Source organism: Psychroflexus sp. MES1-P1E (assembly GCF_002836055.1).
GTDB lineage: Bacteria > Bacteroidota > Bacteroidia > Flavobacteriales > Flavobacteriaceae > Psychroflexus.
Genome location: NZ_PJBS01000106.1, coordinates 1 through 8903, shown reverse-complemented (window position 1 = coordinate 8903; position 8903 = coordinate 1). Strand labels below are relative to the sequence as shown.

Below are 8903 nucleotides of genomic sequence, written 5' to 3'. Positions count from 1 at the left end.
TCTTCATAAGCTTATAAGTTCCAAAAATGGGAGTCAAAATCTATTTTTAAACTTCAAATCTAAAAGTTGCATTTATGTGTTGAATTCAAGTTCGTTTTTTAATCAATATAATTCATTATAAAAAAACTAAATTTACTTTTATTCATCCCACTTTTTTTGTCCATTTCCTGTAGCTCTTCAGATGATTCTGATTCTAATTCTTTAGAGGGTGAAGATTACATGAGATTAGCAAGAAATGGAGAAACCTATGAGGAAACATTTATGGCCTATGCACTTGGTTCTGGTTATGAGAACTGTGCTGATACTTCATCTAATTTGGATGCTACATTGGCTATCGTTTACATAGAGAATTCAGAATTCTCATTCACATTAGGTATGGCACATGAAGATTTGAAATCTGACTTTGATGAAACAAGTGACTCTTTTATTCAAGTTAGCACCGAAGTGGATGGCTTGGGCGTTAATGATTCAGAATGCTTGAATAATTTTGAATTAATAATGTATTACGATGAAACAGATAAAGATTTGTTTGTAGACGATTCTCAAAATAACACTAATACTATTGAAAATATATTTGTACTAAATGACAGTCAAACTGAAACAGAATATGGAATTCAAGGCAGATATGAGGTATCCTACACTGATGGTTCTGATTACAACATCACGATAACTGGAGATTATATACTTGCAGTTGATGCTTTGAAATAAAAGTTATAAATTAGCGAAAACATTTTGAGTTACCCTATGCGTTACCCTATGGGATTATAGCAGAAGGAAAGCCTTGAAAACATTGACATAAAGCGAAGGGTGTCGGAGCCTCTTTCTCCGCAGATTCAGGTTTCAAAAGAAACTTAAACAATCAAAAAAATCTTTAAAGTCAGTCTTTAAAGGTTTTTTCATTTTTCGATAACTTCAAAAGACACATAGTATATCAAAGTTTAGTTGCCCTATAGGTCACCCCTATTGTAATTTAGGTTCGATTCCCTAAAAAGGGATAACTAGAATAAAAGAATTCGCTCCAAATTCGCTGTGAACATGAGGGTTTCAAAATGTTTTAAATCAATCTTAAAATAACATGACAATACTATTAAACCGAAACTTCTATTTTACCCTTTAATTGAGAAGGGTTTGAGCCTTCGATCTTTTTAAAGCTACTACAAAAATATTCGTAGGAGTTAAAACCACTTTTATAAGCGATCTCTTTTAGGCTAAATCTTCCTTTCTGAATCATGATTTTTGCTTGCCTAATTCTTTCTTTTAAGATGTATTCAACAGGAGTGGTCCCCGTTGCCTTTTTAAAGAGTTTAAAAAAAGTAGTCTGCCCAATACCTGCTAACTTTGTCAATTCTTCGATGGTTATTTTCTGACTTATATTAAGACTTATATAGTTGATGACCTTACGAATACAATCATCTTCAATACTTTTTTTAAAGTTTTGCTTTAGGAGAGCCATTCCTTCTGTGCTGAATAATCGATAAATTATTTCTTTAATGATCAGTTCATCAATCAAAGGTTTACAGTCAGCGTTATCATTAAGTTGAATATCATAAAGCCTTTTAAAGGCATTTATCAATAATTGATCATTTGATAAAAAATGATGTTTAGCTTCTACCCTACTCAGATTCTGAAGTAACTTTTCCGTTCCTTCAGCATACAATATACCTTCATAGACTCTCTTTAGAAAAGAAGGGTTTAATTCTAAGACAAGACATTGGGTTGGGTTGGTAAATGAGGCATTTGGAATTGAAACTTGATTAATTTTTTCTTTTTCAGGAATAAAAAATGTGCCAGGAAAAAACTCAAACTTCAAATTTTCACTTTCAATTGTTTTATGTCCTGAAAGCATCAATGTCATCACATACTGTTTGAAGTGAAATTGAATATCCTTACATGAACAATTAGTTTCAAATAAAGATAGCCTCCCATGCTTAAGTGGGTAGTGAGTTCCTCTTTCAATAAACTTGTCTTGCATGATTTAAAATATTTCACAAATTCATTATCAATAATTCTAAAATAGACATAAAATATGATATTCTAAGTTTGAGCGTAATAAAATTAAGCATTAATGAAATATACTGTAAATAATTTCAGATATCCTTCAATAAATTGCTAGTAATTATTAAGACTAAAATTTACACCTATGAAAACCTATGCTTTTACTATAAATGGGAAATCCATCTCAACAGAAAAAACCTTTGATGTAAAAAATCCCGCCACAGGAGATTCAATTGGCTCAGCTTCCATGTCTAATAAGAATCATGTCTCTCAGGCGGTTGCTGCTGCAAAAGCGGCACAACCGTCTTGGGCAGCCAAATCTGATGAAGAACGAAAATCCACTATGAATAAGGTAGCCGATATTCTAGCGGAGAATACCGCCTATTTGGCCAAATGGATCACAGAAGAACAGGGCAAACCCATGGCTGGACCAGGCTCCATGTTTGAAATGCAAGCTTGTGTTGGCTGGACGCAAGTCCCTGCTTCATTAGACTTGCCTGTAGAAGTAATTTTTGAAGATGATACAAGAAAAGATGAATTACATCGTAAACCCATAGGTGTTATTGGAGCCATTGCGCCATGGAACTGGCCTTTGATGATCGCTATCTGGCAAATCATTCCTGCTATTAGGACCGGTAATACAGTTGTTTTAAAGCCATCTGAATACACGACTATTGGAACTTTAGAAATGGTAAGACTTATTAATACTGTTTTACCTCCTGGAGTTCTAAATACGGTATCTGGAGGCGGAGACATAGGGGCAAGTTTAGTAGAACATAAAGATGTTGATAAGATTATGTTTACTGGTAGTGTTTCCACTGCCCGAAAAATTATAGAAAGCTCGAAAGATAATATGGCTAGATTAACCCTAGAGTGTGGTGGAAATGACGCAGCTATTATACTTCCAGGCACTGATATAAAATCTAAAGCAGAAGATTTATTTTGGGGAGCTTTTATCAATATGGGGCAAACCTGTGCTTGTGCAAAACGATTGTATGTTCATGAAAATGATCATGATGCTGTAGTTGATGTTCTTAGTGAATTAGCTTCTCAGATGCCTATGGGCAATGGAATGGAAGACGGTATTGTTTTGGGTCCAATTCAAAATAAAATGCAATTTGACAAAATAAATGACCTAGTTGAGGATGCTAAGTCTAAGGGTGCCAAAGTTTTTTGTGGTGGAAGTCCACTGGGTGGTTCAGGCTACTTTTATCCAATAACACTTTTAGGAAATGTAGATAACGGACACAGAATTGTTGATGAAGAACAGTTTGGCCCAGTACTTCCAATAATTAAATATAAACTAGTTGAAGAAGCAATTCAAAAAGCTAATGATACTAAAACGGGCTTAGGAGGTTCTGTTTGGGGAGATGATTTAGACCAAGCGGCCGAAGTAGCTTCAAAAATTCAAGCAGGAACTGTATGGATAAATCAACATGGTGCTATACATCCCATGGTTCCATTCGGTGGAATTAAAGAGTCCGGTTATGGGGTCGAATTTGGTATTGAAGGCCTAAAAGCGGTTACGCGTCCTCAGGTTATTAGCATAAAGAAGCCTGTTCTAGTTTAAAAATAGTAGTTATCTAACTCTTAAAAAAATAAAAATGGATTTTGATTACATCATTATTGGCGCTGGTTCCGCAGGTTGCGTAATAGCAAATCGACTCACTGCAGATCCAAAAACAAAAGTTCTATTATTAGAATCTGGGAGTCCGGATAAGGATCCAAATATTCATGCTCCAACAGGGTGGCCGGCTACATGGCAAACTGAAAGCGATTGGGCATATATGACGGTCCCTCAAAAAAATGCGGGCAATACCCCAAGATACTGGCCAAGAGGTAAGACCTTAGGAGGAAGTAGCAGTATAAACGGCATGATTTATATTAGAGGCCATCATACCGACTATGATAATTGGGCCTATCAAGGTTGCCAAGGTTGGGATTATGAAAGTGTACTCCCTTATTTCAAAAAGTCAGAAAAATTTGAAGATGGTGCTGATGATTTTCACGGAGATCAAGGCCCTTTGCATGTGACCTCTATAAAAAAACCAAATCCGATCTCCTATGTAGCTATTGAAGCTTGCAAGGAAATGGGATTACCAACTACAGATGACTTCAGCAAAGAAATTTGGGGAGCTGGAATGAATCATATTACGGTAACTCCTGAAGGTGAGCGTTGCTCTACTGCTAAAGCCTTTTTAGTCCCTATACTAGATAGAGAAAACCTAACTATCATCACAAATGCAAATGCTCAAAAGCTAAATTTTGAAGGAAAAAAATGCACAGGTGTTACATATAAAAAAGATGAAAAACTAAGTATAGCAAATGCCTCTAAAGAAGTCATTCTTTCTGCTGGAACTATCGGTTCACCTCAGCTATTGATGCTATCTGGGATTGGAAATCCAGATCATTTAAAAGAGTATGATATAGAGTGCATAGCAGATTTACCAGGTGTAGGGCAAAACTTGCATGATCACTTATTGGTGAGTGTCATCTTTGAAGCAAAGCAACAAATCCCTCCTCCACAAGCCAATTTACTTGAAGCTCAACTTTTCTGGAAGAGTAGAGAACATATGTTAGTCCCTGATTTACAACCGCTTTTTATGGGCTTACCCTATTACAGTCCAGGATTTGAAGGACCTGAAAACGCGTTCACACTTTGCGCTGGATTAATAAGACCTGTGAGCCGTGGAGAGGTTAAATTAAATTCAAACAATCCAGAGGACACCCCTTATCTTGATCCAAATTATTTAGGTGAAAAAGCAGATTATGATGCGCTTTACGAAGCTGTAAAACTCTGTCAGGAATTAGGATACACAGACGCTATGAAAGAATGGACTAAAGAAGAAGTTTTTCCTGGTAAAAATGCTTCTGAAAAAGAGATTGAAGAGTATATAAGAAATTCTTGCGGAACATACCACCATATGGTAGGAACTTGCAAAATGGGGATAGATAGCATGTCTGTGGTTGATCCTGAATTAAAAGTACACGGTATTTTAGGGCTAAGAGTTGCCGATGCCTCTATCATGCCTTCTGTGACTTCTGGTAACACCAACGCTCCCACAATTATGATTGGAGAAAAAGCAGCAGATATGATTATTGAAAACAGTTAAGTCTAATAAACTCTATCTTTCAGCAATTACTTATGACCAAATTTTAAATTTATAATTATTTCAAAATGTATAATTCAGAAATTGAAAATATGCCTTTAGAAAAACTTCGAGATTTACAAAATGCTCGTCTTTCTTCTTTGGTTAAACGTTTGTATAGCGATGTCCCTTTTTATAAAAATCAATTTGATAGTATAGGTCTGAATCCCAATGATATCGAATCAGTTGATGACTTACATGTAATACCATTCACTAAGAAAACAGACTTAAGAGATAACTATCCCTTCAAGATGTTCGCAAAACCCATGGATCAGATACGTCGGATTCATGCTTCAAGTGGCACTACTGGTAAATCTACTGTAGTAGGCTATACTCAGAACGATTTAGATATTTTCGATGAAGTCACTGCGCGTTCGCTGTATTGTGCTGGAGCTAGGAAAGGGATGAAATTGCATAATGCTTATGGATATGGATTGTTTACGGGAGGACTTGGAATTCACGGAGGAGCAACTAAATTAGGTATGGCAGTAATCCCTGTTTCTGGAGGAATGACCGAAAGACAATTGACAATTTTACAAGATTTTAAACCTGAAGTGATCTGCTGTACCCCCTCTTATGCCCAAACCCTATCGGATGAGCTTATTAAAAATGGGATTAACCCAAAAGAGCTAGCTTTAAAATATGCTGTTCTAGGAGCTGAACCTTGGACTGAGGTCATTCGGAATCAGGTTGAAGATGGGCTAGATGTCAAAGCAACTAATATTTATGGTTTAAGTGAAATTATAGGTCCTGGTGTTTCTCAGGAGGATGTGGAAGAAAGAGGAACAGGTTGTTACATCTGGGAAGATCATTTTTATCCCGAAGTAGTCGATAGAGATACGGGAGTCCCTCTTCCTTATGGTGAAGAGGGTGTATTAGTGATTACCACATTAACCAAAGAAGCCTTTCCTTTACTACGCTATTGGACAAACGATATTTGCTCTATCAATTATGATAAAAATGCAAAACGCACTCACATTAAGATGTCTGCGGTCAAAGGGAGATCTGACGATATGCTTATCATAAGAGGAGTGAATTTATTCCATACTCAAGTTGAAGAAGTGATTTATCAGATCGAAGGACTTAGTCCAAATTACAGATTGGTAGTGGATAAAAAAGGAGCTATGGATTGTGTTACTCTTGAGGTAGAGACTGCTCCAGGTGTGGAAAAAGACAATCTTGATTTTGTAAAAGCCATAGGGATGAAAATGAAAAATACCATTGGTATTACGATGGATATAGAGTTAAAACCACACCTTTCAATTCCAAGAAGTCAGGGTGGAAAACTCAGTAGAATTTTAGATAAAAGAAGCTCTGTCTATTGAAAGATTTACTCAGGAGGTATAATTATCCAGCCTCGATATAACACTCGAAGATCTCAATTATTTCTTTTGGGAAGTTGTAGGGTGTTTCTATCGCCAGAATTGTCAAAGATTGCTGTTCATAAAGCCGTAGTTTTTACAACTGGTGTGCCTGGCTTTTTTCATCGTTGACTTGGTGATTTTGACAACTATTTATTCTTAAAACTACTCATTCTAAAAGTCTCAACTTTTGCTATCGCTCTACCTTGATTAAGTTTGGTTATTAATGAAAATATAATCACACCATATATGGGTGATTAATTAAATATTTTTAGATTATTAATTTTCATAAAAGCCTTTAAAAAAACCAAATAAAACTAAAAGGCAAGCACCATATTTAGCATTAACGGGAGGAGGATTATATGCCGCTGTAAGGGGGTTTTGGGAACAAATACTTACATCCTACTTAAATAGACATGAGAATACGCCAAACATTGCGAAACGAAACCTCTATGCTGCTGAGTTTTATACAGGCTTTTTTAGCGTTGGTACATTACTTTATTTTACAGGCATTAAAAGTTAACAAATAAGTTTAGGACTAGTTATTGGAGGACTATCACATCGATTAGAAAAAGGGGAGTTGCACATATACATGACTTTTAGTATTGGCTTTTAACAACAGCTTTCATTCTGCTGTATTGAAGGACATTTTACTGAACCAAAACTGCAATAGACACAACAATCACCCTCGCTTGGTCTTAATACTTTTTTACAACCCTCACACTCATAAAAAAATTGACAATATTCTCTTGGCATCTCCTCTACTTTTTTATGCCTGCAGGTTGGACAAGTAATTTCTGATTTTAATTGGATTTTCATTTAATTTTCTTTTTTAGCAGTTACTGTATAACCTGTAGAGTTAATTGCTTTTTCAATCTCGTTTTCATTCGTTTTTGTTTTGTCGAACTTGATAATTGCATTTCCATCTTCGTAAGACGCTTTTGAATTTACAATTCCGCTTAGTTTATTTACTTCGTGGTTAACATGTTCTTCACAGCTTGCACAGGTCATTCCACTAATTTTAAATTCAGTTGTAGATATATCTAATTTGTCAACTATTATTATTTGTTTGCCTGTTTTTGGATAGAAAACACCCGAATAATATGGAAAAGCCAACATAACCACTGAAAATACTGTCACAATACCTAGAAACTTTTTAGATTGAATAAAGGTTGGATTTTCGTCTGGTTTACATTCACAGTCAATTTCTTTCTTGAGTTTTAGTTTTTGATACCAAGCAAATCCAAGAACCAAGAATGTCAGTCCCATTAAATAAGGTCTAAATGGCTCAGTCCAAGAGAATGTTGAAGCGATTCCACTTGACCCTGCAAGAAGAGCTAAAATTGGTGTTATGCAACATAAAGAAGCTGTAATTGCTGTCAGCAATCCTGCTCCTATTAATTTATTTTCACTTTTCATAGTGTTTATAAAATTTTGTCCTTGTCGAGTATCTTAAAAAACGGATTTAGTAATGTTGAATATTCTAAGGTCAATGAGTAAAAAATAGTTTGACCTTCTCTCTCGGTTTCTAATAAATTTCTGTCTTTCATTTTCCTCAAATGTTGAGAAATAGCAGAAATGTTCATTCCGAGAATATCGCTTAAATCACAAACGCAAAGTCTTTTTTCCTCAAAGAGTAAATAAAGTATTTTAAGCCTTACACTGTTTCCAACTAATGAAAGTCCATTTGCTAAATAGTCAAACGATTCATTTAATTCCAAAACTGTGTCTTTACAAGGGTTTATTTGTTTGATATCTCCCAGTTGTCTTGTGCATGAATTATTTTCCATAAAATTAATTTACATTTATTTCTTATTTAAGCAAATACTTAAATATAATAATTTAAAGTACAAGGGAAATTTTAACTCTTTTGGTTTTTTTAGTGTCGATATAACAAATCTAAATTTAATCTTTTACTCTAGAGTACTGCATTGAGGCTTTTTGTCTAATTTACAATCAGCGACATCAAGCTGAAGATAAACTATTAAAAAAAAACCTTTGTTCTGGCTAAATCAGGCCTGGCCTGTGATAAAACATAGTTTCAGTTCTTGTGGTTAAGTAATTGAATGATAAGCAAAAAAAAACTTACAGATCCAGTTTATAAATCCAAAGGCCTAAATAAAAAGTGTCAAAAATTAATTAAGAAAAGTATTGTTTTTTACTTCAATTCTTTGATGGCTATCGTTTTTCTGACTTAATGTGTTTTTGAATTGCTATTATTTTTCTTTCAATGTCAGAATAATAATTTAATATGAAAATTCTATTCGTTTGAATTTTCCATAAATACAGCAGTAAAATTTTCTTTCTATCATCTGAGATTTTAATTGGCAAATCAATTCCAGTAATGTTCCCGTTTTCATTGAACTTAAAATTTGGTGCAAAATCATTATTGATTTCT

8 protein-coding genes and 1 pseudogene are annotated in these 8903 nt (G+C 34.7%); 4 read left to right on the top strand and 5 right to left on the bottom strand.

Features of this window, described 5'->3' with window-relative positions; all coding sequences use genetic code 11:
* The first annotated feature begins 156 nt into the window (after positions 1 to 156).
* The gene (locus CXF67_RS02750; RefSeq protein WP_102087353.1) at positions 157 to 708 is read left to right on the top strand and encodes a hypothetical protein; all 552 of its coding nucleotides are present in this window, start codon (positions 157 to 159) and stop codon (positions 706 to 708) included.
* A 379-nt stretch (positions 709 to 1087) separates the two neighbouring features.
* Here the strand turns inward: CXF67_RS02750 and CXF67_RS02745 are convergent, their stop codons facing one another.
* A complete protein-coding gene (locus CXF67_RS02745) occupies positions 1088 to 1972 on the bottom strand; it encodes a helix-turn-helix domain-containing protein (RefSeq protein ID WP_102087352.1) in 885 nt (294 codons plus the stop codon).
* Positions 1973 to 2140: 168 nt separating this feature from the next.
* On the opposite strand from CXF67_RS02745, the gene CXF67_RS02740 reads away from it, so the two are divergent.
* The 3 genes from CXF67_RS02740 to CXF67_RS02730 all read left to right on the top strand — a co-directional run bounded on the left by CXF67_RS02740 (position 2141) and on the right by CXF67_RS02730 (position 6469).
* A complete protein-coding gene (locus CXF67_RS02740; protein ID WP_102087351.1) occupies positions 2141 to 3565 on the top strand; it encodes an aldehyde dehydrogenase family protein in 1425 nt (474 codons plus the stop codon).
* Between the two features lie 34 nt (positions 3566 to 3599).
* Complete coding sequence (locus CXF67_RS02735) at positions 3600 to 5108, top strand: GMC family oxidoreductase (RefSeq protein ID WP_102087350.1); 1509 nt, start codon at positions 3600 to 3602, stop codon at positions 5106 to 5108.
* Positions 5109 to 5173: 65 nt separating this feature from the next.
* Entirely contained in the window at positions 5174 to 6469 is a 1296-nt protein-coding gene (locus CXF67_RS02730) for a phenylacetate--CoA ligase family protein (RefSeq protein WP_102087349.1), read from the top strand.
* Between the two features lie 648 nt (positions 6470 to 7117).
* Here CXF67_RS02730 and CXF67_RS18595 read toward each other — a convergent pair.
* The 4 genes and pseudogenes from CXF67_RS18595 to CXF67_RS18440 all read right to left on the bottom strand — a co-directional run.
* Entirely contained in the window at positions 7118 to 7324 is a 207-nt protein-coding gene (locus tag CXF67_RS18595; RefSeq protein WP_102087348.1) for a GDCCVxC domain-containing (seleno)protein, read from the bottom strand.
* Positions 7325 to 7924, bottom strand: a complete 600-nt coding sequence (gene merTP / locus CXF67_RS02720; RefSeq protein WP_102087347.1) for a mercuric transport protein MerTP — start codon at positions 7922 to 7924, stop codon at positions 7325 to 7327.
* 5 nt (positions 7925 to 7929) lie between these two features.
* Positions 7930 to 8295: an ArsR/SmtB family transcription factor gene (locus tag CXF67_RS02715; protein ID WP_102087346.1), complete on the bottom strand. Its 366-nt coding sequence runs from the start codon at positions 8293 to 8295 to the stop codon at positions 7930 to 7932.
* 388 nt (positions 8296 to 8683) lie between these two features.
* Positions 8684 to 8903 (bottom strand): annotated as a pseudogene (locus CXF67_RS18440) (hypothetical protein); the annotation flags it as partial.